This window comes from Halomonas beimenensis, assembly GCF_002549795.1.
GTDB classification, from domain to species: Bacteria; Pseudomonadota; Gammaproteobacteria; order Pseudomonadales; family Halomonadaceae; genus Halomonas; species Halomonas beimenensis.
Genome location: NZ_CP021435.1, coordinates 169,893 through 196,659, shown reverse-complemented (window position 1 = coordinate 196,659; position 26,767 = coordinate 169,893). Strand labels below are relative to the sequence as shown.

Below are 26,767 nucleotides of genomic sequence, written 5' to 3'. Positions count from 1 at the left end.
CCCGCCCTCGGCGGGGGCGCTTGCGTTTTGGCTCAGCGGGCCGGCGCGGCGACGATGCCCGCCGGTGTGCGGCCCACCAGCCAGGCCGCCGCACCGAAGGCCGCGCCGGCGGCGACGAGCGCCCCGCTCAGGCTGATGGCGTCGACCACGACCCCGCCGAGCAGGGCACCCAGGCCGATCGACAGGTTGAAGACGAAGGCCATCAGGGCCGTGGCCGCCTCGGTGTTGGGCGCGGTGCGCAGGATCCAGCTCTGCACGCTCACCGAGATCGCCCCGAAGACCGCCCCCCACACCATCAAGAGAGCCACGCCCAGCGCCGCCACCCGCCCCAGCCACGGATAGGCCAGTACCACCAGGGCCAGCAGCACCGGGATCGCCAGTACCGCCCGGTACGGATGCCGGCCGGCGAGGCGCCCGGCCACCAGGTTCCCCACCATGCCCGCCGCCCCGTAGAGCAGCAGCAGGCTGCCGATGTGCGGCAGCCCGATGCCGCTGATCTCCTGCAGGACAGGGCTGATAAAGGTGTAGGCCATGAAATGGCCGGTGACGATGAAGGCCGTGGCGGCCACCGCCACCCGCACGCCGCGGTGGCCGACCTGGGCGACCAGCATCCCCAGCCTGACCGGCTGGTCGGCCGGCAAGGGCGGCAGCCAGTGCCAGAGGGCGAATGCCGTGACCAGGCTCAGCCCCCCGAGGGCGCCGAGGGCCAGCCGCCAGTGGCTCGACTCGCCGAGCCAGGTCCCCAGCGGCACGCCGAGCACCGCGGCGGCGGCGACTCCGCCGAAGATCACCGTCATGGCCCGGGGCACCCGGGCCTCGTCCACCAGGCGCGGCGCCAGCCCGCCGGCGATGGCCCAGAAGCCGCCGATGCACACCCCCACCAGCATGCGGGCGGCGAGCAAGGCGAGGAAGCTTCCGGCCAGGGCCGAGGCGAGGCTGGCCAGGGTCATCGCCGCCATCAGCCCCGCCAGCAGCACACGGCGGTCGAGGCGTCCGACCGCGACCGGCAGCAGCGGCGCGGCGAAGGCCGCCACCACCCCGGGGACCGTGACCATCAGGCCGGCCAGCCCGGGCGTGACGCCCAGGTCGGCGGCCACCTGGGAGAGCAGCCCGATGGGCAGCTGCTCGGCGGTGACCAGCAGGAAGATGCCTGCCATGACGGCGCAAACGGCCCACCAGGCTCCTGCCCCCGCAGCCTCCCGCCTCGCGGTCTGACCGATGTCCATATCGCCTCCTTTGCTCCACTCGCTCGTATCAGGGTCTCAAACGACGCCGCCCCCGCAGCGGGCTGCGGGGGCGGCGTGGAAAGCCTGGGAAGCGATCAGATCGCGGTCTCGGCTTCCTCCGCCTCGAAGGCGCTCTTCTCTTCCGGGGTGATCTCCTTGATGGTGAGCTTCACCCGGTTCCGGTTGTCGATGTCCAGCACCTTGACCACGATCTCGTCACCCTCGTTGAGGTAGTCCCGCACGTCGTTGACGCGCTCGGGCACGATCTGGGAGATGTGCACCAGGCCGTCGGTGCCGGGCATGATGTTGACGAAGGCACCGAAGTCGGCGATGCGCACCACCTTGCCACGGTAGAGCTTGCCGATCTCCGGCTCGGCGGTGATCGCCAGCACGGTATCGATGGCCGCCTTGGCGGAGGCCTTCTCCTCGGCGTAGATGCGCACGGTGCCGTCGTCGTCCAGGTCGATGGAGGCGCCGGTGTCCTCGCAGATCTTGCGGATGGTGGCGCCGCCCTTGCCGATGACGTCGCGGATCTTCTCCGGGTCGATCTTGATGGTGGCCATGGAGGGGGCGTTCTCGGACACCTCGGCGCGGCTCTGGCCGATCACGGCGTTCATCTGCTCGAGGATGTGCAGCCGGGCCTCGTGGGCCTGCTGCAGCGCCTGCTCCATGATCTCCTCGTCGATGCCCTCGATCTTGATGTCCATCTGCAGGGCGGTGACGCCGGCGGACGAGCCGGCGACCTTGAAGTCCATGTCGCCCAGGTGATCCTCGTCGCCCAGGATGTCGGTCAGCACGGCGAAGCCCTCGTCGTCCTTGACCAGGCCCATGGCGATGCCCGCCACCGGGGCCTTCATCGGCACGCCGGCGTCCATCAGGGCCAGCGAGGAGCCGCACACCGAGGCCATGGAGCTGGAGCCGTTGGACTCGGTGATCTCGGAGACCACCCGGATGGTGTAGGGGAAGTCCTCCTCGCTGGGCAGCATGGCCTGGACACCGCGTCGGGCCAGGCGGCCGTGGCCGATCTCGCGGCGCTTGGGACCGCCCATGAAGCCGGCCTCGCCCACGCTGTAGGGCGGGAAGTTGTAGTGCAGCAGGAAGCGATCCTTGCGCTCGCCCTCGAGGGACTCGATGAGCTGGGCATCGCGCAGGGTACCGAGGGTCGCCACCACGATGGCCTGGGTCTCGCCGCGGGTGAAGATCGCCGAGCCATGGGTCTTGGGCAGGGCGCCGACCTCGATGTTCAAGGGCCGCACGGTCTTGAGGTCGCGGCCGTCGATGCGCGGCTCGCCCTTGATCACCCGGGAGCGCACCACGCGCTTCTCCAGGCCGGCGAAGGCCCCCTTCACCTCGTCGGCATCGAACCGGCCTTCCTCCTCACCGGCCAGCTGCTCGACCGCTTCGTCCTTCAGCGCGGCCAGGGCGTCCTGGCGAGCCATCTTGTCGGTGATGCGGTAGGCCTCGCCGACCTTGGCCTCGAAGTCCCGGGCCAGGGCGTCCTTGAGGGCGGTGTTCTCGGCGGGCGCCTGCCAGTCCCACTTGGGCTTGCCGGCCTCGGCGGCCAGCTCGTTGATCGCGGCGATGGCGGTCTGCATCTCCTGGTGACCGTAGAGCACGGCGCCGAGCATCTCGTCCTCGAGCAGCTCGTTGGCCTCGGATTCGACCATCAGCACCGCCTTCTCGGTACCGGCCACCACCATGTCGAGCTCGGAGTCGGTGAGCTCCTCGACGGTGGGGTTGAGGAAGTAGCCCTTGTCCTCGCTGAAGCCGACCCGGGCGGCGCCGATGGGCCCGTTGAAGGGCACGCCGGAGACGGCCAGCGCGGCGGAGGTGCCGAGCATGGCGGCGATGTCCGGATCATGGTTGCGGTCGGTGGAGAGCACCGTGCAGATGACCTGGACCTCGTTCATGAAGCCCTTGGGGAAGAGCGGGCGGATGGGACGGTCGATCAGCCGCGAGGTGAGGGTCTCCTTCTCGGTGGGACGCCCCTCGCGCTTGAAGAAGCCGCCGGGAATCTTGCCGACCGCGTAGGTCTTCTCCTGATAGTGGACGGACAGCGGGAAGAACGGCTGATCGGGCCGCGCCTCCTTCTTTGCCACCACGGTGCACAGCACCACGGTGTCGTCCATGGTGACCATCACGGCACCGGTGGCCTGGCGGGCGATGCGCCCGGTTTCCAGGGTGACGGTGCTGCGACCGTATTCAAAGGTTTTCTTGACCGGGTTCACGGCGACTTCCTTCAACTTTTCGTTTCATGTTCGGGTCGTTTCGACTCGGCGACCATTTTAGGGGTTGACGCCCGCGAGGGCCACCGGTTAAGCGACTCGCGTCCACAAACGCAAAACGGGCAGCCCCTAGGGGCTGCCCGTTCTGACGTCTACATCAAGGAAAGGGAGAATTCGCGTTACGAGCGACGAGAGGCTGGTCGCCGCCGGCGCGCAGGAACCGGAGTGTAGCCTGCTACATGAGGATTCCGATCGGACCGGCGCCCCGGCACCGCCGGCGGCCAGGATATCGAGCGCAGTAGCGAATTACCCTTTTCTTTAGCGACGGAGGCCGAGGCGCTGAATCAGCGACTGATAGCGCTCGAAGTCCTTGCGCTTCAGGTAGTCCAGCAGCTTGCGGCGCTGGTTGACCATGCGGATCAGGCCACGGCGGGAGTGGTGATCCTGCTTGTTGGTCTTGAAGTGATCCTGCAGGCCGTCGATGTTGGCGGTCAGCAGGGCCACCTGAACCTCGGGGGAACCGGTGTCGTTGTCGCCACGGCCGTATTCGTTGACGATTGCGGCCTTCTGTTCAGCGGTCAGTGCCATCTGTCTCTCCAGTCAGCAATATGCCTGAGTGATGAATGTACGGAGACCACGCATATTTGCAGTCTCCACGCCGGCCACGGGCCGGCGGGTTCATGCCGAGTCCGCCGGGGCGGTGCTCAGCAGTCGGCGCGGGGCGATCTCCCCGGCCTTGCGCACCACGCCGAGCCCCAGGAAGGTCTCGTCGCGGTAGAGTCGCACCAGGGTGTCGACGGGCAGCTCGCCCGTCTCCAGCCCGGCGCTCTGGCCATGTCGCAGGCGTCGTGCCGCCCGCTCGTCCAGCTCGCGGCGGGGCAGCCCGGCCACCAGCACGTCCACCGGCAACAACAGCGCTTCGCGGGCCGCCTGGTCCGGCAGCGCCTCCAGGGCCTCGGGCGTGACCATGCCCTCCGCCTCGAAGGGACCGGTGCCGAGCCGGCGCAGCATGCTGATGTGGGCCCCGCAGCCCAGCGCCTCGCCGATGTCCTCGGCCAGGGTCCGGATGTAGGTGCCCTTGCTCACGCGCACTTCCAGCTCGAAGGCATCGCCCTCGAACGACAGGAGGCGCGCATCATACACCCTCACGCGACGCACTGCACGCTCGACGGTCTTGCCCTCGCGGGCCAGCTCGTAGAGCTTGCGGCCCTGATGCTTCAGGGCGGAGTGCATCGGCGGCACCTGCTCGATCTCGCCGACGAAACGGTCGAGCACCGCCGCCACCTCGGCCTCGGCGAGGCGCGGCACCGTGCGGCGCTCGACCACCTCGCCCTCGGCATCTCCGGTGTCGGTGATGACGCCGAGCTCGACCCGAGTGCGATAGGTCTTGTCCGCCTCCAGCAGGTAGGCGGTGAACTTGGTGGCCTCGCCGAAGCACACCGGCAGCAGGCCGGTGGCCATGGGGTCGAGGGTCCCGGTGTGGCCGGCCTTCTGCGCCTGGAACAGCCGCCGCGCCCGCTGCAGGGCGTGATTGCTGGACACCCCCTGGGGCTTGTCCAGCAGCAGCACGCCATCCACCGGGAGTCCGCGCCGCCGACGCGCCATCAGTCCTCGGCTCCCTCGTCGTCGTCGTGACGACGCCGGTCGCTGGCCACCGCCTCGTCGATCAGCGAGGACAGCCGCTGGCCGCGCACCACGCTCTCGTCGTAGTGGAAGCGCAGCTCCGGGACATGGCGCAGCTTGATGCGTCGGGCGATCTGGCTGCGCAGGAAGCCGGCGGCGCGCTTGAGCACCACCAGGTTCTCCTTGATGCGCTCCGGGTCCTGTTCGCCCAGCAGGGTCACGTGGACGTCGGCGTAGCCGAGGTCACGGCTGACCGTGACCCCGCTGACGGTGACCATGCCCAGTCGCGGATCCTTGATCTCGCGCTGGATGAGGACCGCCAGCTCCTTCTGGAGCTGGTCGGCCACCCGGTCGGTACGCTGGAATTCGCGCATGCTCGGCTCCTGGCGATCAGAGGGTCCGCTCGACCTTGACCTGGTCGAAGACCTCGATCTTGTCGCCGACCTGGACGTCGTTGTAGTTCTTCACGCCGATGCCGCACTCCATGCCGTTGCGGACCTCGTTGACGTCGTCCTTGTAGCGGCGCAGGGACTCGAGCTCGCCCTCGTAGATGACCACGTTCTCGCGCAGGACACGGATCTTCTTGTGACGATAGACGGTGCCCTCGACCACCATGCAGCCGGCGACGGCGCCGATCTTGGGCGCGCGGAAGACGTCGCGGACCTCGGCCACGCCGACGATCTCTTCCTTCCACTCCGGCTCGAGCATGCCGCTCATGGCCTGCTTGACCTCGTCGATGAGCTGGTAGATGACGCTGTAGTAGCGCAGCTCCAGGCCCTCACGCTCGATGATCTCGCGAGCCGCGGCGTCGGCACGGACGTTGAAGCCGACCACGATGGCCTCACTGGCCAGCGCCAGGTTGGCGTCGGTGCCGGTGATGCCGCCCACGCCGGAGGACACCACGGAGACCTGCACCTCGTCGGTGGACAGCTCTTCCAGCGCGCCCTTGATGGCCTCCAGGGAGCCCTGGACGTCGGCCTTGAGCACGATGTTGAGCTTGGCGGCCTCTTCCTGGCCCATCTGGCTGAACATGTTCTCCAGCTTGGCCTTCTGCTGGCGGGCCAGGCGCACCTCGCGGTACTTGCCCTGACGGAAGTTGGCGACCTCGCGGGCCTTCTTCTCGTCGTCGAGGACCATGAAGTCGTCACCCGCCTCGGGGGTGCCGTCCAGGCCCTGGACCTCCACCGGCATGGCCGGACCGGCCTCGTCGACCTGCTTGCCGAGCTCGTTGGTCAGGGCGCGCACGCGGCCGTAGTGCAGGCCGGCGAGCACGATGTCGCCCTTCTTCAGGGTGCCGTTCTGGACCAGCACGGTGGCCACGGGGCCGCGGCCCTTGTCCAGGCGCGACTCGATGACCACGCCCTTGCCGGGCGCATCGGGCACGGCCTTGAGCTCCAGCACCTCGGAGACCAGCTGGATGGCCTCGAGGAGTTCCTCGATACCCTCGCCGGACTTGGCGGAGACATGGACGAACTGGGTGTCGCCGCCCCACTCCTCGGAGATGACGCCGTGCTGGGACAGCTCGTTCTTGACCCGGTCCGGATCGGAATCGGGCTTGTCGATCTTGTTGACCGCGACCACCATCGGGACCTCGGCGGCCTTGGAGTGCTCGATGGCCTCGATGGTCTGCGGCATGACGCCGTCGTCGGCGGCCACCACCAGCACCACCACGTCGGTGGCCTTGGCGCCGCGGGCACGCATGGCGGTGAAGGCCGCGTGGCCCGGGGTGTCGAGGAAGGTCACGCCACCGTGATCGTCCTCGACGTGGTAGGCGCCGATGTGCTGGGTGATGCCGCCGGCCTCGCCGGTGGCCACCTTGGCCCGGCGGATGTAGTCGAGCAGCGAGGTCTTGCCGTGGTCGACGTGACCCATGACGGTCACCACCGGCGACCGGCTGATCTCCTCGCCCTCGTAGGAGATGCCCTCGAGGACCTCGGTCTCCAGCGCATCGTCCTTGACCAGCTTGGGCTTGTGGCCCATCTCCTCGACCACGATGGCCGCGGTGTCCTGGTCGATCGTCTGGTTGATGGTCACCGCCGCGCCCATGGTGAACATGGTCTTGATGACCTCGTTGGCCTTGATCGACATCTTGTCGGCCAGGTCGGCCACGCTGATGGACTCGGGGATGGAGACCTCGCGGACGATCGGCTGGGTCGGCTTCTGGAAGCCGTGCTTGCCGCCGCCCTGGCCGCCACGCCGGCCGCCGCGACGCTCGGCACGCTTGGCCTTCTTGCCGCCGCGACGACGCTCCTCGCGTTCGCTGCGATCGTCGTCGTCCCGCTCGCCGCGGCCCTTCTTGCCGGCCTTGCCGCTGGCCTTCTTGACGGCCGCACGACGGCCTTCGCCACGGCCTTCCTTGGGCGGCGCGGGGGCCTCCTCGGGGGCCGGCGCGGCGGTCTCGAGCTCGGGCACCGGGATCTCCGGCTCGGCCGGCACGGCGGCTTCGGCCTTGGCCTTCTCCTCGGCCTCGCGGGCGGCCTGCTCCTCGGCGCGGCGCTTGGCCTCCTCGGCGGCCTGGGCCTCGGCCTTGGCTTCCGCCTCGGCCATGTCGCCGACCAGCTGGCGCGGCCCATGATCCTGGGCCTTAGGCTCCTCGGCGGGCTTCTCCTCACGCTTGACGTAGGTGCGCTTCTTGCGAACCTGCACCTCGATGCTCTTGCCCCGCTCGCCGGTCTTGATGCGACTGCGCGTCTTGCGGGTCAGGGTGATGCGGTTCTTGGGCGCCGCCCCCTCGCCACCGTGGCTCTTGGTCAGGTAGTCGAGCAGCTGGCGCTTGTCCTCCTCGGACACGGCGTCGGCCTCGGACTTGTGCTTGAGCCCGGCTTCTTTCATCTGTTCCAGCAGGCGGGGGACATCGCGCCCCACCTTCGCTGCAAAATCCTTAACGGTCATTTCTGACATTACGACCCTCCTCAGCCCGTGACCCGTTTACTGTTCGCTCTCGAACCAGGGCGCACGGGCAGTCATGATCAGTGCCGCGGCGCGCTCCTCGTCCAGCCCCTCGATGTCCGTCAGATCGTCGACGGACTGCTCGGCGAGGTCCTCCATGGTGACGATGCCCCGGCTGGCCAGGATGAACGCCAGGTGACGCTCCATGCCTTCCATCTCCAGCAGGTCGTCGGCCGGCTGGGCCCCATCGAGCTCCTCCTCGGAGGCGATGGCCAGGTTCAACAGCTCGTCCTTGGCGCGAGCGCGCAGCTCCTCGATGAGCTCTTCGTCGAACTCCTCGATCTCCAGCATCTCCTCCACCGGGACATAGGCGACCTCCTCCAGGGAGGTGAAGCCTTCCTCGACCAGCAGGCGCGCCACGTCCTCGTCGATGTCCAGGTGCTGGATGAAGTGCTCGACCAGGCTGTCGATCTCCTGATCTCGCTTGGCCTCGGCCTCGGCCTCGGTCATGACGTTGAGACGCCAGCCGGTGAGCTCGGAGGCCAGACGCACGTTCTGGCCGCTGCGGCCGATGGCCTGGGCCAGGTTGTCCTCGGCGACCGCCACGTCCATGGCGTGGGCATCCTCGTCGACGAGGATGGAGGCGACATCCGCCGGCGCCATGGCGTTGATCACCAGCTGGGCGGGGTTGTCGTCCCACAGCACGATGTCCACCCGCTCGTTCTGCAGCTCGGTGGACACCGCCTGGACCCGCGAGCCGCGCATGCCCACGCAGGCCCCCACCGGATCGATGCGACGGTCGTTGGTCTTGACCGCGATCTTGGCGCGGGAACCCGGGTCCCGGGCGGCGCCCTTGATCTCGATGAGTTGCTCGGCGATCTCCGGCACCTCGATCTTGAACAGCTCGATGATCAGTTCCGGACAGGTCCGGGACAGGATCAGTTGAGCGCCCCGGGCCTCGGGATCGACCTTGACCAGCAGCGCGCGTACCCGCTCGTTCATGCGATACCGTTCGCCGGGAATCATCTCGCTGCGCGGCAGGAAGGCCTCGGCGTTATCGCCCAGATCGATGATCAGGCCATCCCGTGTCGTCTTCTTGACGATACCGGCCACCAGCTCGCCTTCGCGGTCGGCATAGAGCCGCACCACCTCGGCGCGCTCGGCCTCGCGCACCTTCTGCACGATGACCTGCTTGGCGGTCTGGGCGGCGATGCGCCCGAAGGCGGCGTTCTCGATCTGCTCCTCGACCACGTCGCCCAGGCCGAGCGGCGGGTCCCGGCGCTGGGCATAGGAGAGCTTGATCTGGGCGTCGGGCCCATCGAAGTCGTCGTCCTCGACGACCTCCCAGCGACGGAAGGTCTCGTAGTCACCGGTACGACGATCGATACGCACCCGTACGCTGGCTTCCTCGTCCTCGAAGCGCTTGCGTGACGCGCTGGCCAGCGCCGCCTCGACGGCCTCGAAGATCACCTCGCGGGGGACCCCCTTCTCGTTGGAGATCGCATCGACGACCGCCAGAATCTCTTTACTCATGACTTAGCCTCGCCAGAAAACCCGTCCTGTTGCACCGACCTCAGTCCTTGAACTGCGGAACGACCCGCGCCTGGTCGATGCTCTCGATGGGAAAGCAATATTCCTCGTCGCCGAGCCGCACCAGCACCTCGTCGCCCTCGACGCCGGCCAGCAGCCCCTGAAACTTGCGTCGCCCGTCGAAGGGCACGCGCAACTTCACCGCCACCTGGTGGCCGGCATAGCGCGCGAACTGATCGAGGGTGAACAGGGGGCGGTCCATGCCCGGGGAGGAGACCTCGAGCCGGTACTCCCCGGCGATGGGATCCTCGACATCGAACACCGCACTGACCTGGCGGCTGACATCCGCGCAATCGTCCACGCTCACGCCCTCCTCGTGATCGATGTAGATCACCAGGCGGGAGTGCTTGCCTTGGGACAGGTAGTCGATGCCCCACAGTTCGAACCCCATGGACGACACCACCGGTTCGATCAGCGCATGCAGCGCAGCATCCTTGGTTGCCACGGAAGAAAGCTCCTACAGCCGTTGCATCAGGCACCTGGCCGGGAGTGAACAGGAAAGTCAGGTGGCTGATTGGCGTTGCCCGGCACAGCGTCGCCGGCATGATCCGGCGTGCTGGCTGCTAACAAAAAGCCCCTTCACAGGAAGGGGCTTTGACAAGAAACCTGTATACCACTTCGGCTCTCTGGCATGCCCCTGAAACACCTGCATGCCTGCCAGGAAGATGGTAGCGGGGACCGGATTTGAACCGATGACCTTCGGGTTATGAGCCCGACGAGCTACCAGACTGCTCCACCCCGCATCAATCTAGGTCGGTGATTCTATGCCGACTCGACGCTTGAGTCAAGTCGGAGACACCGCTCCGCCAATCCTGCTATGAAGGCTCGACATTCGGCGCTAGGTCGCCATGCCGGCTTCAAAGATGGTGCCGAAGGCGGGACTTGAACCCGCACGGCCATAAGGCCACTACCCCCTCAAGATAGCGTGTCTACCAATTCCACCACTTCGGCATAAGGGGAGGCCGGATCCGCGGCTCAGTTGCCGCCGCTTTCCTCCAGCACTGGCGCAGTATTATCCATACCCTGCTCCTCGTCGTCAAGGGTCGGCACGGCATTCTGCTGCTCGATGAGCTCGGCATCGGGAATGCCCGCCTCTTCCGGCGCCTCGCCGGCCTGGGAGGCGAAGTAGGCCAGGGTCAGGGAGGTGGCGAAGAAGGCCGCGGCCAGCACGCCGGTGGCCCGCGACAGGAAACTGCCGCTGCCCCGGGAACCGAACACGGTCTGGGAGGCGCCGCCGCCGAAGGAGGCGCCGGCATCGGCGCCCTTGCCCTGCTGCAGCAGGATCAGGGCGACCAGGGCGATGGCGATCGCCACATGGATCATGAGAATGGCAACTTGCATGGAATCAACCTGCTGACTGGCAAATGGCTAGGAATTCGTCGACCTTCAGGGAGGCACCGCCCACCAGGCCGCCGTCGATGTCCGGCTGCGCGAGCAGCTCGGCGGCGTTGGCGGCCTTCATGCTGCCGCCATAGAGGACTTGCATGCCGGCGGCGAGGGCGTCGCCGTAGCGCCCGAGGCGCTCGCGGATGGCCGCATGGACCGCCTGAGCCTGCTCCGGCGTGGCGGTGCGGCCGGTTCCGATGGCCCAGACCGGCTCGTAGGCGATCACCAGACGTCCCCGCTCGTCGGGGGCGAGAGCGTCGAAGACCGCCTCGAGCTGGCCGAGCACCACGGCCTCGGTCCGCCCGTCGTCACGCTCCTCGAGGGTCTCGCCCAGGCACAGCACCGGGGTCAGGCCCACCGCCAGGGCGGCCTTGACCCGGGCCAGCACGGCGGCGTCGTCCTCGCCGAACAGCGTGCGCCGCTCGGAGTGCCCCACCAGCACCAGGCGGGCGCCGCAATCGTCCAGCATCTCGCCGCTGACCTCGCCGGTGAAGGCGCCGGCGGGCTGGTCGCTCAGGGTCTGGGCGCCCAGCGCCACGGGCGTGCCGGCGAAGGCACGACCGGCGGCCTCCAGATAGGGGAAGGGCACCATCAGCGCCACCTCCACCCCGGGCGACAGGTCGGCGTCACGGAAGGCCTGGGCGAACTCCTCGACCAGGGCCCGGGACCCGTTCATCTTCCAGTTGCCGGCGATCAGCGGCGTAGGCATGCGACATCCCTCTTTCAAGGTGGAGCGAAATGGTATAGGAGCGGCCCTGTCAAGACAACCAGGGTTCCGGCGTCAGGACAGCAGCCCCTCGACGTCGCCGGCCAGGCGTCGGGCCAGGCCGTCCACGTCCAGGTGGGGCCGGCCCTCGACCATGACCCGGATCAGCGGCTCGGTGCCGGAAGGCCGCAGCAGCACCCGACCCTGGTCGCCCAGCTCGGCCTCCACGGCGGCCACCGCGGACTTGAGCGCCGGGGCCTCCATCAACGCCTTGGCATCGGCCCCGGGCGTGAGGCGCACGTTGACGAGCATCTGGGGGGCCTTCTCCAGGCCCGCGAGCAGCTTCCCCAGGGAAGCGCCCTCGCGCACCATGATCGACAGCACCTGCAGGGCGGAGACGATGCCGTCTCCGGTGGTCTGGACGTGACCGCAGACGATATGGCCCGAGGATTCGCCGCCGAGCTGCCAGCCGTTGGCGGCCAGGCGCTCCATGACGTAGCGGTCGCCGACCCTGGCCCGCTCGAAGGGAATCCCCAGCGTCTCCAGCGCCGCGGCCAGGCCGAAGTTGCTCATCAGGGTGCCGACCACGCCGCCACCCAGATCGCCCCGCCCATGGCGGTCACGGGCGATCAGGTAGAGGATGTCGTCGCCGTCGATCTCGCGGCCGTCGGCGTCCACCATCAGCACCCGGTCGCCGTCGCCGTCGAAGGCCACGCCCAGGTCGGCGCCCTGCTGGATGACGGCGGCGCGCAGCGCGGCGGGATGGGTCGAGCCGACCTCGCGGTTGATGTTGAGCCCGTCCGGCGCGCCGCCGATCACGCCGACCTCGGCACCGAGCTCGCGGAAGACGTTGGGGGCGATGTGGTAGGTGGCGCCGTGGGCGCAGTCGACCACCATCTTCAGGCCGTGCAGGTCCACCCGGTCGGGGATGGTCGACTTGCAGAACTCGATGTAGCGCCCGGCGGCATCGTCGACCCGACGGGCCTTGCCCAGGGCGTCCGGCGCCACGGTGGTCAGGGGCTCGTCGAGCATCGCCTCGATGCGGGCCTCCAGGGCATCGTCGAGCTTGGTCCCCGCCGCCGAGAAGAACTTGATGCCGTTGTCGGCGAACGGATTGTGGGAGGCCGAGATGACGATGCCGGCGTCGGCGCGGAAGGTGCGCGTCAGGTAGGCGATCCCCGGGGTGGGCATGGGGCCGAGCAGGATGACGTCCACGCCGGCGGCGGACAGCCCGGCCTCCAGGGCCGACTCGAACATGTAGCCGGAGATGCGGGTATCCTTGCCGATCAGCACCCGCGCCCGCCCGCTCTCGCGGGCCAGCACCCGGCCGGTGGCCCAGCCCAGCTTGAGCATGAAGTCCGCCGTGATGGGCGCCTCGCCCACCGTGCCGCGGATTCCGTCGGTTCCGAAGTATCGCTTAGTCATTGGCGCACCCTTCCTTGAGAACGGCCCAGGTCATGTTCACCGCATCCACGTGGGGGCCCACATCGTGGACGCGCAGTATCCGCGCGCCGCGCTCGACGGCCAGGGCGGACAGCGCCAGGCCGCCGGACAGGCGCTCCTCCACCGGCCGCCCCAGCACCTTGCCGATCATGCTCTTGCGCGACATGCCCACCAGCAGCGGCAGGCCCAGCCGCTCGAGACGATCCAGGTGCTTGAGCAGGCGCAGGTTGTGCTCGACGGTCTTGGCGAAACCGAACCCCGGATCGAGGATCAACCGCTCGCGGCGCAGCCCGGCCGCCTCGCAGGCCGCCACCCGGGATTCCAGGAAGTCGGTCACCGCCTCCTCCACCGGCACGTCGTAGCGGGGCGCCTCCTGCATGTCGCCGGGCTCGCCCAGCATGTGCATCACGCACACCGGCAACCCGCTGGTGGCGGCGGCGCGCAGGGCCCCCTCGCGGCGCAGGTTGCGCACGTCGTTGAGCATGCCGGCACCGGCCCGCGAGGCCTCGCGCATCACCTCCGGGGTACTGGTGTCCACCGAGACCAGGGCATCCAGCTCGCGCACCAGGGCCTCCACCACCGGCACCACGCGGTCGAGCTCCTGCTGGACCGGGACGGGTTCGGCGCCGGGCCGGGTGGACTCGCCGCCCACGTCGATGATGGCGGCCCCCTCGGCGAGCATCTGCTCGGCGCGTCGCAGGGCATCGTCCAGGGCGACGTGGTGGCCGCCATCGGAGAAGGAGTCGGGAGTGACGTTGAGGATCCCCATCACGCGGGGAAAGGAGAGATCGAGCCGGTGCCGGCCACACTGCAAGGAAGCGGGAGTGCTGGAATGCATCATCGTCCTGAAGGCGTTCGGGTGAGGCGGGAGGCCTCACGGCCCCCGCCACGGCGAAGGCGCCCCGCAGGGCGCCCGGTGGTGAGTGTCGCGGATCAGCCGCCGGCCGGTCCGCCCAGGGGATCGGAGGGCCGACGGCTCGGCTCCTCGTCGTCCTCGTCGCCGTCATCGGCGGGCGAAGACTCCCCCTGCGGCTGCTCGGTGACCGGGGAGCCACTGCCCGGACCACCCTCGTCCCAGTCCTTGGGCGGACGCGGGGAGCGCCCCTCCATGATGTCCTTGAGCTGGTCGGCGTCGATGGTCTCGTACTGCATCAGCGCCTCGGCCATGGCGTCGAGCTTGTCGCGGTTCTCCTCGAGCAGCTTCTCGGCCTGCTGGTAGCACTCGTCGATGATCCGCCGCACTTCCTTGTCGAGCTTGGTGGTGGTCTCGCCGGACTTGAGCTTGCCGCCCTGGCCCGGGCCGCCGAGGAACTGGTGGGACTCGTCCTCGTCGTACATCACCGGCCCCATCTCCTCGGACAGGCCCCACTTGGCCACCATGTTGTGGGCGAGCTCGGTGGCGCGCTTGATGTCGTTGGAGGCGCCGGTGGTCACGCCGTTCGGCCCCAGGGTCATCTCCTCGGCGATGCGCCCCCCGAACAGCGAGCAGATCTGGCTGATGATCTGCTGGCGGGACAGGCTGAAGCGGTCCTGCTCGGGCAGGAACATGGTCACGCCCAGCGCCCGGCCACGGGGGATGATGGTCACCTTGTAGACCGGATCGTGCTCCGGCATCAGCAGGCCGATGATGGCGTGCCCCGACTCGTGGTAGGCGGTATTGAGCTTTTCCTTCTCGGTCATGACCATGGAGCGGCGCTCGGCCCCCATCATGATCTTGTCCTTGGCCATCTCCAGCTCTTCCATGCCGACCAGGCGCTTGTTGCGCCGGGCGGCGAAGAGCGCGGCCTCGTTGACCAGGTTGGCCAGGTCGGCGCCGGAGAAGCCCGGGGTACCGCGGGCGATCAGCGACGGCTTGACGTCGTCCGCCAGCGGCACCTTGCGCAGGTGGACGTTCAGGATGTGCTCGCGGCCGCGGATGTCGGGCAGCGGCACCACCACCTGGCGGTCGAAGCGGCCGGGGCGCAGCAGCGCCGGATCCAGCACGTCGGGACGGTTGGTGGCGGCGATGACGATGATGCCCTCGTTGGCCTCGAAGCCGTCCATCTCGACCAGCAGCTGGTTGAGGGTCTGCTCGCGCTCGTCGTTGCCGCCGCCCATGCCGGCGCCCCGCGAGCGACCCACGGCATCGATCTCGTCGATGAAGATGATGCAGGGCGCCTGCTTCTTGGCCTGCTCGAACATGTCGCGCACCCGGGAGGCGCCGACGCCAACGAACATCTCGACGAAGTCGGAGCCGGAGATCGAGAAGAAGGGCACCTTGGCCTCGCCGGCGATGGACTTGGCGAGCAGCGTCTTGCCGGTGCCGGGCGGGCCGACCATCAGCACGCCACGCGGAATGGTGCCCCCCAGGCGCTGGAACTTGGTCGGGTCGCGCAGGAAGTCCACCAGCTCCTCGACCTCCTCCTTGGCCTCGTCACAGCCGGCGACGTCGGCGAAGGTGGTCTTGATCTGGTCCTGAGAGAGCAGCTTGGCCTTGGACTTGCCGAAGCTCATGGGGCCGCCCTTGCCGGCCCCCCCGCCCTGCATCTGGCGCATGAAGAACATGAAGATGGCCAGGATCAGCAGGATCGGGAAGCTGGCGATCAGCAACCGCGTCCACAGGCTCTGCTCCTCCGGCTTCTTGCCCACCACGGTGACGTTGTGGGCGAGCAGGTCGTCCATCAGCTTGGGATCCTCGGCGGCCGGCCGGATCGTCTGGAACTGGGAGCCGTCGTTGCGTTCGCCGCTGATGGTGTAGCCATCGATGGTCACGCTCTTGACCTGCTCGTTCTGCACCTGTTGGACGAACTGGGAGTAGTTCATCGTCTGGGGTGCATTCTCGACGCTGAAGTTGTTGAACACCGTCAGCAGCACCGCCGCGATGACCAACCACAGAATCAGGTTCTTCGCCATGTCGTTCAAGGGACTACCCTCATTGCAAGAATCTGTCGGCCGAACATGCCTGGACCTTCGACACTACCCTAGCGACGCATGTTCAGCCAGCATGGGCCGGGAGCGGTCCGGCGCCTGTGACCACTGTGACACAGACACGCCGCCTTGTCCGGCCATCGCCTCGTTAGTCTGGGACTATCGCCGACCCCGCCTCGCCGGGGGCCGCTCAGCCGCGAAATCCTTCCGCCAGCAGGTAGACCTCGCGGGAACGCGCCCGGGAGGCCTCCGGCTTGCGGGTCACCACCCGCTTGAAGCTGCCGCGCAGCTCCTTCAGGTAGGCATCGAATCCTTCGCCCTGGAACACCTTCGCCAGGAAGGTGCCGCCGGGGGACAGGGTCTGGCGCGCCAGGTCCAGGGCCAGCTCCACCAGGTACATGGCCTGGGGCTGGTCGATGGCGGCCATACCACTCATGTTGGGGGCCATGTCCGACATCACAAGGTCCACGGGACGATCGCCGAGCCGGGCGAGGATCTCCTCGAGCACCGCCTCTTCGGTGAAGTCGCCCTGAACGAAGTCGACGCCGGCCAGGGCGTCCATCTCGAGGATGTCGGAGGCGATGACCACGCCCTGGTCGCCGACCTTATCGGCGGCGACCTGGCTCCAGCCACCGGGAGCGGCGCCGAGGTCGATCACCGTCATCCCGGGGCGCAGCAGCCTATCCTTCTCGTCCAGGGCGAGCAGCTTGTAGCTGGCCCGCGAGCGATAGCCGTCCTGCCAGCTCTGCTGGACATAGCGATCGTCGAAATGCTCCTTCAGCCAGCCGGCGCTGCTCTTGCTGGCACCGCGACGCTTGACGCCACCGGCGCCCTTGGAACGGGAATCAGGGGGAGGTGCCACGGCATCACCTGTGTCGTGTTGCGGGTAAGACAGGCGGTCGAGCGAATTCCGGAATCGGGGACGGGGTGCTGACCTGCGGTCCGGCGTGTCTGGCGCGGTGAGGGCGGCCACGCTTTCGCCGCGGAGCGATTCACCGTACCATGTGCGCTGCGCGCCAACCGGGAAGAAGCACGATACCATGAGCTTGTCACAGGCACAAAAGAAAGCATTTCGCAGCATCGGCCACCATCTCGACCCCGTGGTCACGGTCTCCGAGAACGGCCTCTCCGAGGGCGTGCTCGCCGAACTCGACCGGGCCCTGAAGGACCATGAGCTGGTCAAGGTCAAGCTGGCCCTGACCGAGCGCGAGGACCGCGCCGCCATGCTCGAGGCGCTGGTCGACGAGAGCGGCGCCGAGCTGGTCCAGAAGATCGGCAAGGTCGCGCTCTTCTATCGCCACAACCCCAAGGCCAACCCGAAGCTCTCCAACATCAAGCGCTTCGAGAATCACCACGGCCGCCACTGATCGCGCTTCGCGCAAGCTGGAAGCTGGAAGCTGGAAGCCAGCAGTGATCTATCAGCCTTAGATACAAAACACCCCGCAACCATGGTTGCGGGGTGTTTTTCTTCCAGCTTCAAGCTTCTAGGCGCGAAGCGCCGCTCTTCCGGCTGGGGTCAGAGGTGTTCGACCTTGCCGATCTCGTACTCGACGTCGCCGCCGGGGGTACGCACCAGCACCACCTCGCCTTCCTCCTTGCCGATCAGGGCCCGGGCGATGGGCGAGGTCACGGAGATCTGGCCGGCCTTGATGTCGGCCTCGTCCTCGCCGACGATGCGGTAGGTCACTTCCTCGTCGGTCTCCAGGTTGATCAGCTCCACGGTCACGCCGAAGATCACCTTGCCGGTCTTGGGCAGCTTGGTGACGTCGATGACCTGGGCGTTGGAGAGCTTGCCTTCGATCTCCTGGATGCGACCCTCGATGAACCCCTGCTGCTCGCGGGCGGCATGGTACTCGGCGTTCTCCTTGAGATCGCCGTGCTCGCGAGCCTCGGCGATGGCAGCGATCACGTTCGGGCGGGCCTCGCTCTTCAGGTGCTCGAGTTCGTCGCGAAGGCGCTGCTCACCGACGACGGTCATCGGGACCTTGTTCATTGACTGACTCCTGCATGCAGTTCCTGTAGCCGCCGCACGGTGATGGCATTGCCGTACTCGAGCGCCAGACAAACGGCGCTGGCCCCGGCCAGGGTGGTGGCATAGGGAACCTTGTGGGCGAGTGCGGTGCGGCGGATCACCGAGGAATCATTGATGGCCTGACGGCCCTCGGTGGTGTTGACGATATAGGCAACCTCGTCGTTCTTGAGCAGATCGACGATGTGCGGACGACCTTCATAGACCTTGTTGACGACCTCTACCGGCAGGTCGGCTGCCTGGAGGGCCGACGCCGTGCCGCGGGTCGCACAAAGGGTGAAGCCCAATTTTACCAGAGAACGGGCCACCTCGATAACACCCTCCTTGTCCGGGTCGCGCACCGAGAGGAAGGCCTGCCGCTCGCCGGTCAGGGCCGGAATCGCCTCGCCGGCCCCCAGCTGGGCCTTGTAGAAGGCCTCGGCGAAGGTGTCGCCGGAGCCCATGACCTCGCCGGTGGACTTCATCTCCGGCGACAGGATGGGATCGACGCCGGGGAACTTGTTGAACGGGAAGACCGCCTCCTTGACGCTGTAGAAGGGCGGCACGACCTCGGTCTCGAAGCCCTGGTCGGCCAGGGAGGTGCCGGCCATGCAGCGCGCCGCCACCTGGGCCAGGGAGGTGCCGATGCACTTGGAGACGAAGGGCACGGTGCGCGAGGCCCGCGGGTTGACCTCGATGACGTAGATCTCGCCGCCCTGCCAGGCCAGCTGGACGTTCATCAGGCCGTTGACGCCGAGCTCCACCGCCATGCGCTTGACCTGGTCGCGCATCTCGTCCTGGACATCGGCGGGCAGCGAATAGGGCGGCAGCGCGCAGGCAGAGTCGCCGGAGTGCACGCCGGCCTGCTCGATGTGCTGCATGATGCCGCCGATCACCACCTGCGCCCCGTCGGACACGGCGTCGATGTCGACCTCGATCGCGGCGTTGAGGAAGTGGTCGAGCAGCACCGGCGAGTCGTTGGAGACCTTGACCGCGTGGGTCATGTAGTTCTCCAGCTCGTCGGCGCTGTAGACGATCTCCATGGCCCGGCCGCCGAGCACGTAGGAGGGCCGCACCACCAGCGGGTAGCCGATGGCCTCGGCCTTGGCGAAGGCGTCCTCGAAGCTGCGCGCGGTGGCGTTGGGCGGCTGCTTGAGGCCCAGCTTGTCGATCATCTGCTGGAAGCGCTCGCGGTCCTCGGCACGGTCGATGGCATCCGGGGTGGTGCCGATGATCGGCACCCCGGCGGCCTCGAGTTCCCGGGCCAGCTTCAGCGGGGTCTGGCCGCCGAACTGGACGATCACGCCGGCCGGCTGCTCCTTGTCGGCGATCTCCAGCACGTCCTCCAGGGTCACCGGCTCGAAGTAGAGGCGGTCGGAGGTGTCGTAGTCGGTGGAGACGGTCTCCGGGTTGCAGTTGACCATGATGGTCTCATAGCCGTCATCGCGCATGGCCAGCGCGGCATGGACGCAGCAGTAGTCGAACTCGATCCCCTGGCCGATGCGGTTCGGGCCGCCGCCGAGCACCATGATCTTCTTCCGGTCGGAGACCTCGGCCTCGCACTCCTCCTCGTAGGTGGAGTACATGTAGGCGGTATCGGACGCGAACTCCGCCGCGCAGGTGTCCACCCGCTTGTAGACGGGACGGATGCCGGCCTTCTGGCGGGTCTTGCGGAACTCCTTCTCGGAGACGCCGAGCAGACTGGCCAGGCGGGCATCGGAAAAGCCCTTGCGCTTGAGGGCGAACAGCTCCCGAGCGGTGAAGTCGGTCAGCGAACGCTTGGCCACCTCGGTCTCGGTGCGGACCAGGTCCTCGAGCTGGACCAGGAACCAGGGATCGATGTTGGTGAGCCGGAAGACGTCGTCGCGGCTCATGCCGGCGCGCATGGCGTCGGCCACGTAGAAGATCCGCTCGGCCCCGGCGGCCTGCAGCTCGCCCTTGATGTGAGCCAGGGTCTCCTCGTCGTACCGGGCGACCTTGGGATCGAGGCCGTCGTTGCCGGTCTCCAGCCCGCGCAGGGCCTTCTGCAGCGACTCCTGGAAGGTCCGCCCGATGGCCATCACCTCGCCCACCGACTTCATCTGGGTGGTCAGGCGGTCGTTGGCCTGGGGAAACTTCTCGAAGGTGAAGCGCGGGATCTTGGTGACCACGTAGTCGATGGACGGCTCGAAGGACGCCGGGGTGCGGCCGCCGGTGATGTCGTTCTGCAGCTCGTCCAGGGTGTAGCCGACGGCCAGCTTGGCGGCGATCTTGGCGATCGGGAAGCCGGTGGCCTTGGAGGCCAGGGCCGAGGAACGCGACACCCGCGGGTTCATCTCGATGACCACCACGCGCCCGGTCTCCGGATCCACGCCGAACTGGACGTTGGAGCCGCCGGTCTCGACGCCGATCTCGCGCAGCACCGCCAGGGAGGCGTCGCGCATGATCTGGTATTCCTTGTCGGTCAGCGTCTGGGCCGGCGCCACGGTGATGGAGTCACCGGTGTGCACCCCCATGGGATCGAAGTTCTCGATGGAGCAGACGATGATGCAGTTGTCGTTCCTGTCGCGAACGACCTCCATCTCGTACTCCTTCCAGCCCAGCAGCGACTCGTCGATCAGCAGCTCGTGGTTGTTGGAGAGCTCGAAGCCGCGATGGCAGATCTCCTCGAACTCCTCCTTGTTGTAGGCCACGCCGCCGCCGGAGCCGCCCATGGTGTAGGAGGGGCGGATGATGACCGGGAAGCCGAGCTCGCGCTGGATCGCCCAGGCCTCCTCCATGGTGTGCGCCACCTTGGCCTTGGGGCATTCCAGGCCGATGCGCTTCATCGCCTGGTCGAACAGGTCGCGGTCCTCGGCCTTGTTGATGGCGTCGGCGTTGGCGCCGATCATCTCCACGCCGTACTTCTCCAGCACGCCATGCTTGTCGAGGTCCAGGGCACAGTTCAGCGCGGTCTGGCCGCCCATGGTCGGCAGCACGGCGTCGGGGCGCTCGGCCTCGATGATCTTCTCGACCGCCTGCCAGGTGATCGGCTCGATGTAGGTGGCGTCGGCCATCACCGGGTCGGTCATGATGGTCGCCGGGTTGGAGTTGACCAGGATGACCCGGTAGCCCTCCTCGCGCAGGGCCTTGCAGGCCTGGGCCCCGGAGTAGTCGAACTCGCAGGCCTGGCCGATGACGATGGGGCCGGCGCCGATGATCAGGATGCTCTGGATGTCGGTACGTTTGGGCATGACGGTTCCCGCGGCTAATCGGTGTAAAGACGGACTCGATGGTGACTGAGGATCAACGCTTAGCGGCGTTCCTTCATCATGGAGATAAAGCGGTCGAACAGCGGCGCGACATCCCGCGGCCCGGGGCTCGCCTCCGGATGGCCCTGGAAGCTGAAGGCCGGGCGGTCGGTGCGCTCGATGCCCTGCAGGGTGCCGTCGAACAGTGAGCGATGGGTGGCACGCAGGGTCTCGGGCAGGCTGGCCTCGTCGGCGGCGAACCCGTGGTTCTGGCTGGTGATCATCACGTGGCCGGTGCCCAGGTCCTGGACCGGGTGGTTGGCGCCGTGATGGCCGAACTTCATCTTCTCCGAGCGCGCCCCGCTGGCCAGCGCCAGCAGCTGATGACCCAGGCAGATGCCGAAGATCGGCAGCCGGGTCTCGAGCAGCTCGCGGATGGCGACGATGGCATATTCACAGGGCTCGGGGTCGCCCGGGCCGTTGGAGAGGAAGATGCCGTCGGGGTTCAGCGCCAGCACCTCGCTGGCCGGAGTCTGGGCCGGCACCACGGTCAGGCGGCAGCCACGGGAGGCGAGCATGCGCAGGATGTTGCGCTTGACCCCATAGTCGTAGGCGACGACGTGGAAGGGCCGCTCGATCTCATTGGCGTCGGCGTAGCCCTCCCCCAGGGCCCATTCGCCCTCGGTCCACTCGTAGGGCGACTGGCAGGAGACCACCTTGGCCAGGTCCATGCCCTTGAGCCCCGGGAAGGCCTTGGCCGCCTCCAGGGCACGAGCCACAGCATCCTCGCCCTCGGCCTCGGGCCCGGCGAGGATGGCGCCGTTCTGGGCCCCCTTGTCGCGGAGGATGCGGGTCAGGCGGCGCGTGTCGATGTCGGCGATGCCCAGCACGTTCTGGCTCGCCAGGTAGTCGGACAGCGACTGCTCGGAGCGGAAGTTGCTGGCCAGCAGCGGCAGGTCGCGGATCACCAGGCCGGCCGCGGCGATGGCGCCGGACTCCACGTCCTCGGCGTTGATGCCGGTGTTGCCGATGTGCGGATAGGTGAGGGTGACGATCTGACGGGTGTAGGAGGGGTCGGTGAGGATTTCCTGGTAGCCCGTCATGGCCGTATTGAACACCACCTCACCGCTGGTTTGCCCATCGGCGCCGATGGCGGTGCCATGAAACACACTGCCATCTTCCAAGGCCAGTATCGCGGGTTTGTTCAACGCAACGTCCTCCCATGCTCGTCAAGGAATACTGTTCGGCTGGCGCTCGCCCGACCGGCCCCCGATGGCCGGCCCGTGCCCGTAAAAAAGCGGGACGAAACCCGACAGTGAAGACCGGTTTCATCCCGCTTGTTGTCATTCGCTCGGAATGCTGGGCCGACGCAACAAGCGTTTGCGCGGCGAGGGGCCGTCGCCCGGCCAAAATTTGGGGGATTTTAAAGCATCCGGGGCCGCTCGGCCACCCTTCAATTCAGGCCGATGACGTCCTGCATGTCGTAGCGTCCCGCCGGACGCTCGGCCACCCAGCGGGCGGCACGCACCGCGCCCTTGGCGAAGGTCATGCGGCTCGAGGCCTTGTGGGTGATCTCGATGCGCTCGCCCTCGGTGGCGAACATCACCGTGTGCTCGCCGACGATATCGCCGGCACGCACGGTGGCGAAGCCGATCTCCTCGGCGGTGCGCGGCCCGCACTGGCCGACCCGTTCGAAGACCCCGTGGTCCTTGAGGTTGCGATCCAGGGCCTCGGCCACCACCTCGCCCATCTTCAGGGCGGTACCGGAAGGGGCGTCGACCTTGTGGCGGTGGTGGGCCTCGATCACCTCGATGTCGTAGCCCTCGTCGCCGAGCGCCCGGGCGGCGGTCTCGAGCAGCTTCAGCGTGAGGTTGACGCCGACGCTCATGTTGGGGGCGAAGACCATCGGCACCCGGTCGCGGTAGCCGTCCAGGGTCGCCTGCTGAGCGTCGTCGAGGCCCGTGGTGCCGATGACGATGCGCTTGCCATGCTCGGCGCAGAAGGCCAGGTTCGCCAGCGTCACCTCGGGGGCGGTGAAGTCGATGAGCACGTCGAAGTCGTCGACGACGGCCGCCAGGGAGTCGGCGGCCTTCACCCCCAGCCTGCCCTGGCCGGCGAGTTCGCCCAGATCGGCGCCGGCCAGCGAGCTGCCCGGTTCGACGATGCCGGCGCCCAGGGAGGCATCGGGGTCCTGCTGGACGGCGTTGATCAGGGTGCGGCCCATGCGGCCGGCGACACCGACGATGGCGATACGGGTCATGCGGTCTCCTGAAGGTTGGCGGGGCGGAAGATGTGCGGAGTATACCAGAGCCCGAGGGACGGCGGCTTGGGGGCGGCCGAGACTTCGCCCACACTGGAAGACAGCCCCCGAGGAGGCCCGCCATGCAGCCGAGCCCCACGCCCCTGAGCGGCGACCACCCCCTGATGCGACTCATCCGCCGTCACCGGCGGGTGCTGCTGGCCGGCGCCCCCGGGGCCGGCAAGACCACCCTCGCCGGCGCCGCGGCCGCCCGACTCGCCGTCGAGGGCACCCCCTGCCGCTGCCTGGGAGCCGACCCCGGCCTGCCCGGTGCCGGCCCGCCCGGCGCCCTGGGCCTGGGCGTGTGGAACGGCGGCCACTGGCGTCTCGAGGCACTGGCCGCGCTGTGCTCGCTGGACGCCGCCCGTTTCCGGCTGCCGCTGGTCGAGGCCGCCCGCCGGCTGGCCGGACAGGCGCCGGCCGGCCCGCTGCTGATCGACGCCCCGGGCCTGGTGCGCGGGGCCGGCGCCGCGGAGCTGCTGGCCGCCCTGGCCGGCGCCTGCGGCGCCCGCGCCCTGCTGCTGCTCGCGCCCGAGGGAGACCCGCCGCCGCTCGCCGCGGAGTGTCGCGCCCTGGGACTCCCCTGGTCGCGCCTGGCCCCCGCCCCCGAGGCCCGCCATCCCGGGAAGGGACAGCGCCGGCAACGGCGCACCGACGCCTGGGACGCCTGGCTGGCCGAAGCCGTCGAGCTCGCCCTGCCCCTGGACGCCCTGGCGGTGATCGGCACCCCGCCGCCCCGGCAGGCGCCGGCGGCCTGGCGGGGGCGGCAGGTCGGCCTGCTCGATGCCCGGGGCGACACCCTGACCCTGGGAGAGGTCATCGAGCTGGACGACGTTCGTCTGCACCTGCGCGCGCCGGCCCGGGGCGGGGATCCGGCCAGCCTGGTCATCCGCGATGCCCATCGCGACGGCGAGGGACGGCTGGCCACCGCCCCGCCCCACCGGCACGCCTCGACGCCCGACGCCCCGCCCGAACTGACCCACCCCCTGCCGTCCCCGGACGGGCGACACAACCCCCGCCCGGTGATCCGCCTCGACACGGCCACGGCCACCCTGGTCAACGGCGTGCTCGGCGACCCGTTGCTGCACCTGCGCCTGCACCAGCAGCCGCGCAGCCTGCTGTTCGACCTCGGCGACCCGGGCCGCCTGCCGGCCCGCCTGGCCCACCGCGTCAGCGACGTCTTCTTCAGCCACGCCCACTTCGATCATATCGGCGGCTTCCTGTGGCTGCTGCGCTCGCGCATCGGCGACTATCCGCCCTGCCGGCTGTTCGGCCCCCCGGGGCTCGCCGAGCACATCCGGGGACTGATCGGCGGGGTGCTGTGGGACCGGGTCGGGGACAAGGCTCCCGGCTTCGAGGTGGCCGAGCTCCACGGCGAGCACCTCGAGCGCTGGCGCATCGTCGCCGGCCAGGACACCGAGGCCCTGCCGGCCCGAACGGCACCGGACGGCGTGCTGCATGCCGAGCTCGGCTTCCGGGTGCGCGCCGTCACCCTGGACCACGGCACGCCGGTGCTGGCCTTCGCCTTCGAGCCCGCCGCCCGGGCCCGGGTATGCAAGGATCGGCTGGCCGAGCGGGGCTGGCCGCCCGGCCCCTGGCTCGGCGAGCTCAAGCGGCGGGCGCTGGCCGGCGAGGACGACGCCCCCATCGTCCTGCCCGACGGGCACTCGCGGCCCGCCGGCCCCCTCGCCCAGGCCCTGCTCGCCTTCTCGCCGGGGCAACGCCTGGTCTACGCCACCGACCTGGCCGACACCGCACTCAACCGTCGCCGGCTCGTCGCCCTGGCCCGGGAGGCCCACACCCTGGTCTGCGAGGCGCCCTTCCTCGAACGCGAGGCGCACCAGGCCCGGGACACCGGCCATCTCACCGCCCGAGCCTGCGGCGAAATCGCCGCGGCGGCGGGTGTCGCGCGCCTGGTGCCCTTCCACTTCTCCCGGCGCCATGCCGGCGAGATCGAGACGCTCTATGCCGAGGTGGGCGCCGCCAGTCAGCGCTCCCGGCTCGACCTCACGGGGGAAGCGGAGGGCGAGGGATCATGATGCAGCAGCAGGGCGATGGCCAGCACCACCAGGACACTGCCCGGCAGCCAGACCCAGTCGAGGCGTGACGGCGTCTCGAGGAACAGCAACAGCATGGAGACGAAGGGGACCAGGTAGCCGTAGGCGGTGATGGCCCCCGGGGTCAGCACGGCGGTGGCACGCTGCATCAGCCAGAAGGTCAGGGCGCTGGAGCACAGCCCCAGATAGACGATCAGCAGGCCGTCGCGCCAGGTCATGCTCGCGAGCCGGGTCACGGGCTCCACCGTCAGGCCCGCCAGGCCGATCAGGGTGCCGCCGAGCGCCAGGCTCCAGAAGGTACGCACCGCCGCCGAGGCGGGCAGCCGCCCGGCGTTCAGACCACGCTTGGAGAGCACCGGGTAGAGCGCCGAGCACAGGCAGCCGAGGAAGAACACCCCCTCGCCCGCGCCGAGGCGCCACTCCCCGCCCCGCTGCTGTGCCTCGGCGAAGGCCAGGCCCAGGGCGCCCAGGGCGCCCAGGGCGAGGATCGCCGGCAGCCGCCAGGCCAGGCGCTCCACCCCCAGCCCCAGCCCCATGCCATAGGCGAGCAGCGGCACCGTGACGTAGAGGGTGGCCATGGACAGCGCCGTGGCGTGATGGGCGGCCCAGAACATGGCACCGAAGAAGCCCGCCAGGCACAGCCCCATGGCGGCGAACCACGGCAGGGCCCGCCAGCCGGGCCAGAACCCCGGCACCCGGCGCAGCAGCAGCGCCAGGCCCAGGCAGGCGATGGCGAAGCGCAGGGCGGTCAACGAGAAGGGCGGGAGCTCGCTCAGCAGCCCCACGGCGGGAAAGGACAGCCCCACCAGGGTCGCCCACAGCAGCATGCCCAGGTGGGCGGTGCGGGCCGACGGGGTCTCGAGGGTCAATTTTCCCAGACGATCCGCAGGTCCTCGTCGCCGGCCATGCGCTCGAGGTGGGCGGCCACCACGCCTTCGAGGGTATCCAGGCCCTCCTCGTCCAGGGCCTCCACGGCCACCCGCAGCTTGTCCGGCTCGGCCTTCAGCAGGCAGGTGCCCGCCTCGAAGGTCACTTTCCCCTCCCCCCCGGCCTGCTCCACCTCCAGCTTGTGGGCCCAGTGCTTGCACAGGCGCTGGATCAGCTTGTCGCCGGATTCGGTGGCGATCTCGGCACGTGAAATCGGCATGGCGCACTCCGTGTTCCTTGGACATGAGCCTCCAGCCTATGCCCGTCCGGCC

At 68.7% G+C, this 26,767-nt stretch carries 22 protein-coding genes and 2 tRNA genes; 2 read left to right on the top strand and 22 right to left on the bottom strand.

Annotation, left to right across the window (positions count from 1 at the left end):
• Positions 1-32: 32 nt before the first annotated feature.
• The 16 genes from BEI_RS00950 to rlmE form a co-directional block, all read right to left on the bottom strand.
• A complete protein-coding gene (locus BEI_RS00950) occupies positions 33-1,157 on the bottom strand; it encodes an MFS transporter (RefSeq protein ID WP_227644532.1) in 1,125 nt (374 codons plus the stop codon).
• A gap of 164 nt (positions 1,158-1,321) precedes the next feature.
• On the bottom strand, positions 1,322-3,454 hold the full coding sequence (pnp, locus tag BEI_RS00945) for a polyribonucleotide nucleotidyltransferase (RefSeq protein ID WP_193765188.1): 2,133 nt from the start codon (positions 3,452-3,454) through the stop codon (positions 1,322-1,324).
• Between the two features lie 315 nt (positions 3,455-3,769).
• Entirely contained in the window at positions 3,770-4,039 is a 270-nt protein-coding gene (gene rpsO, locus BEI_RS00940) for a 30S ribosomal protein S15 (protein WP_097787751.1), read from the bottom strand.
• A 90-nt stretch (positions 4,040-4,129) separates the two neighbouring features.
• Positions 4,130-5,056 (bottom strand): tRNA pseudouridine(55) synthase TruB, encoded by a 927-nt coding sequence (gene truB / locus BEI_RS00935; protein WP_097787750.1) that lies wholly within the window; start codon positions 5,054-5,056, stop codon positions 4,130-4,132.
• Positions 5,056-5,448, bottom strand: a complete 393-nt coding sequence (rbfA, locus tag BEI_RS00930; RefSeq protein WP_097787749.1) for a 30S ribosome-binding factor RbfA — start codon at positions 5,446-5,448, stop codon at positions 5,056-5,058. The genes truB and rbfA overlap by 1 nt, the downstream gene beginning before the upstream one ends.
• 16 nt (positions 5,449-5,464) lie before the next feature.
• Positions 5,465-7,975, bottom strand: a complete 2,511-nt coding sequence (gene infB / locus BEI_RS00925; RefSeq protein WP_097787748.1) for a translation initiation factor IF-2 — start codon at positions 7,973-7,975, stop codon at positions 5,465-5,467.
• A gap of 27 nt (positions 7,976-8,002) precedes the next feature.
• Positions 8,003-9,496 carry a transcription termination factor NusA gene (nusA, locus tag BEI_RS00920; protein ID WP_097787747.1) on the bottom strand — a complete coding sequence of 498 codons (1,494 nt, stop codon included), beginning with the start codon at positions 9,494-9,496 and terminating at the stop codon, positions 8,003-8,005.
• Positions 9,497-9,536: 40 nt separating this feature from the next.
• Positions 9,537-9,998, bottom strand: coding sequence for a ribosome maturation factor RimP (gene rimP / locus BEI_RS00915; RefSeq protein WP_097787746.1), 462 nt, complete (start codon positions 9,996-9,998; stop codon positions 9,537-9,539).
• Positions 9,999-10,219: 221 nt separating this feature from the next.
• A tRNA-Met gene (locus BEI_RS00910) sits at positions 10,220-10,296 on the bottom strand.
• Between the two features lie 121 nt (positions 10,297-10,417).
• A tRNA-Leu gene (locus BEI_RS00905) sits at positions 10,418-10,504 on the bottom strand.
• A gap of 24 nt (positions 10,505-10,528) precedes the next feature.
• Positions 10,529-10,894, bottom strand: coding sequence for a preprotein translocase subunit SecG (gene secG, locus BEI_RS00900; RefSeq protein ID WP_097787745.1), 366 nt, complete (start codon positions 10,892-10,894; stop codon positions 10,529-10,531).
• 4 nt (positions 10,895-10,898) lie between these two features.
• Complete coding sequence (gene tpiA / locus BEI_RS00895; RefSeq protein ID WP_097787744.1) at positions 10,899-11,648, bottom strand: triose-phosphate isomerase; 750 nt, start codon at positions 11,646-11,648, stop codon at positions 10,899-10,901.
• 72 nt (positions 11,649-11,720) lie between these two features.
• Positions 11,721-13,070: a phosphoglucosamine mutase gene (glmM, locus tag BEI_RS00890; RefSeq protein WP_097787743.1), complete on the bottom strand. Its 1,350-nt coding sequence runs from the start codon at positions 13,068-13,070 to the stop codon at positions 11,721-11,723.
• Positions 13,063-13,929 carry a dihydropteroate synthase gene (gene folP, locus BEI_RS00885; protein WP_097787742.1) on the bottom strand — a complete coding sequence of 289 codons (867 nt, stop codon included), beginning with the start codon at positions 13,927-13,929 and terminating at the stop codon, positions 13,063-13,065. Before folP ends, glmM begins: the two co-directional genes overlap by 8 nt.
• 92 nt (positions 13,930-14,021) lie before the next feature.
• Positions 14,022-15,989, bottom strand: a complete 1,968-nt coding sequence (ftsH, locus tag BEI_RS00880; RefSeq protein WP_097787741.1) for an ATP-dependent zinc metalloprotease FtsH — start codon at positions 15,987-15,989, stop codon at positions 14,022-14,024.
• 196 nt (positions 15,990-16,185) lie between these two features.
• Entirely contained in the window at positions 16,186-16,857 is a 672-nt protein-coding gene (rlmE, locus tag BEI_RS00875) for a 23S rRNA (uridine(2552)-2'-O)-methyltransferase RlmE (RefSeq protein WP_097787740.1), read from the bottom strand.
• A gap of 178 nt (positions 16,858-17,035) precedes the next feature.
• On the opposite strand from rlmE, the gene yhbY reads away from it, so the two are divergent.
• Positions 17,036-17,362: a ribosome assembly RNA-binding protein YhbY gene (yhbY, locus tag BEI_RS00870; RefSeq protein ID WP_097787739.1), complete on the top strand. Its 327-nt coding sequence runs from the start codon at positions 17,036-17,038 to the stop codon at positions 17,360-17,362.
• A 149-nt stretch (positions 17,363-17,511) separates the two neighbouring features.
• On the opposite strand, the gene greA is transcribed toward yhbY, so the two are convergent.
• The 4 genes from greA to dapB form a co-directional block, all read right to left on the bottom strand.
• The gene (gene greA, locus BEI_RS00865) at positions 17,512-17,988 is read right to left on the bottom strand and encodes a transcription elongation factor GreA (protein ID WP_097787738.1); all 477 of its coding nucleotides are present in this window, start codon (positions 17,986-17,988) and stop codon (positions 17,512-17,514) included.
• Positions 17,985-21,215: a carbamoyl-phosphate synthase large subunit gene (carB, locus tag BEI_RS00860; RefSeq protein ID WP_097787737.1), complete on the bottom strand. Its 3,231-nt coding sequence runs from the start codon at positions 21,213-21,215 to the stop codon at positions 17,985-17,987. The genes greA and carB overlap by 4 nt, the downstream gene beginning before the upstream one ends.
• Positions 21,216-21,274: 59 nt before the next feature.
• Positions 21,275-22,420, bottom strand: a complete 1,146-nt coding sequence (gene carA, locus BEI_RS00855; protein ID WP_097787736.1) for a glutamine-hydrolyzing carbamoyl-phosphate synthase small subunit — start codon at positions 22,418-22,420, stop codon at positions 21,275-21,277.
• Positions 22,421-22,665: 245 nt separating this feature from the next.
• Entirely contained in the window at positions 22,666-23,472 is an 807-nt protein-coding gene (gene dapB, locus BEI_RS00850) for a 4-hydroxy-tetrahydrodipicolinate reductase (RefSeq protein ID WP_097787735.1), read from the bottom strand.
• 122 nt (positions 23,473-23,594) lie between these two features.
• On the opposite strand from dapB, the gene BEI_RS00845 reads away from it, so the two are divergent.
• Positions 23,595-25,550 (top strand): MBL fold metallo-hydrolase, encoded by a 1,956-nt coding sequence (locus BEI_RS00845; protein ID WP_097787734.1) that lies wholly within the window; start codon positions 23,595-23,597, stop codon positions 25,548-25,550.
• Here BEI_RS00845 and BEI_RS00840 read toward each other — a convergent pair.
• Positions 25,499-26,437 (bottom strand): DMT family transporter, encoded by a 939-nt coding sequence (locus BEI_RS00840; protein ID WP_227644531.1) that lies wholly within the window; start codon positions 26,435-26,437, stop codon positions 25,499-25,501. The genes BEI_RS00845 and BEI_RS00840 overlap by 52 nt on opposite strands.
• On the bottom strand, positions 26,434-26,715 hold the full coding sequence (locus BEI_RS00835; RefSeq protein ID WP_097787733.1) for a DUF2218 domain-containing protein: 282 nt from the start codon (positions 26,713-26,715) through the stop codon (positions 26,434-26,436). The genes BEI_RS00840 and BEI_RS00835 overlap by 4 nt, the downstream gene beginning before the upstream one ends.
• Positions 26,716-26,767: the final 52 nt, after the last annotated feature.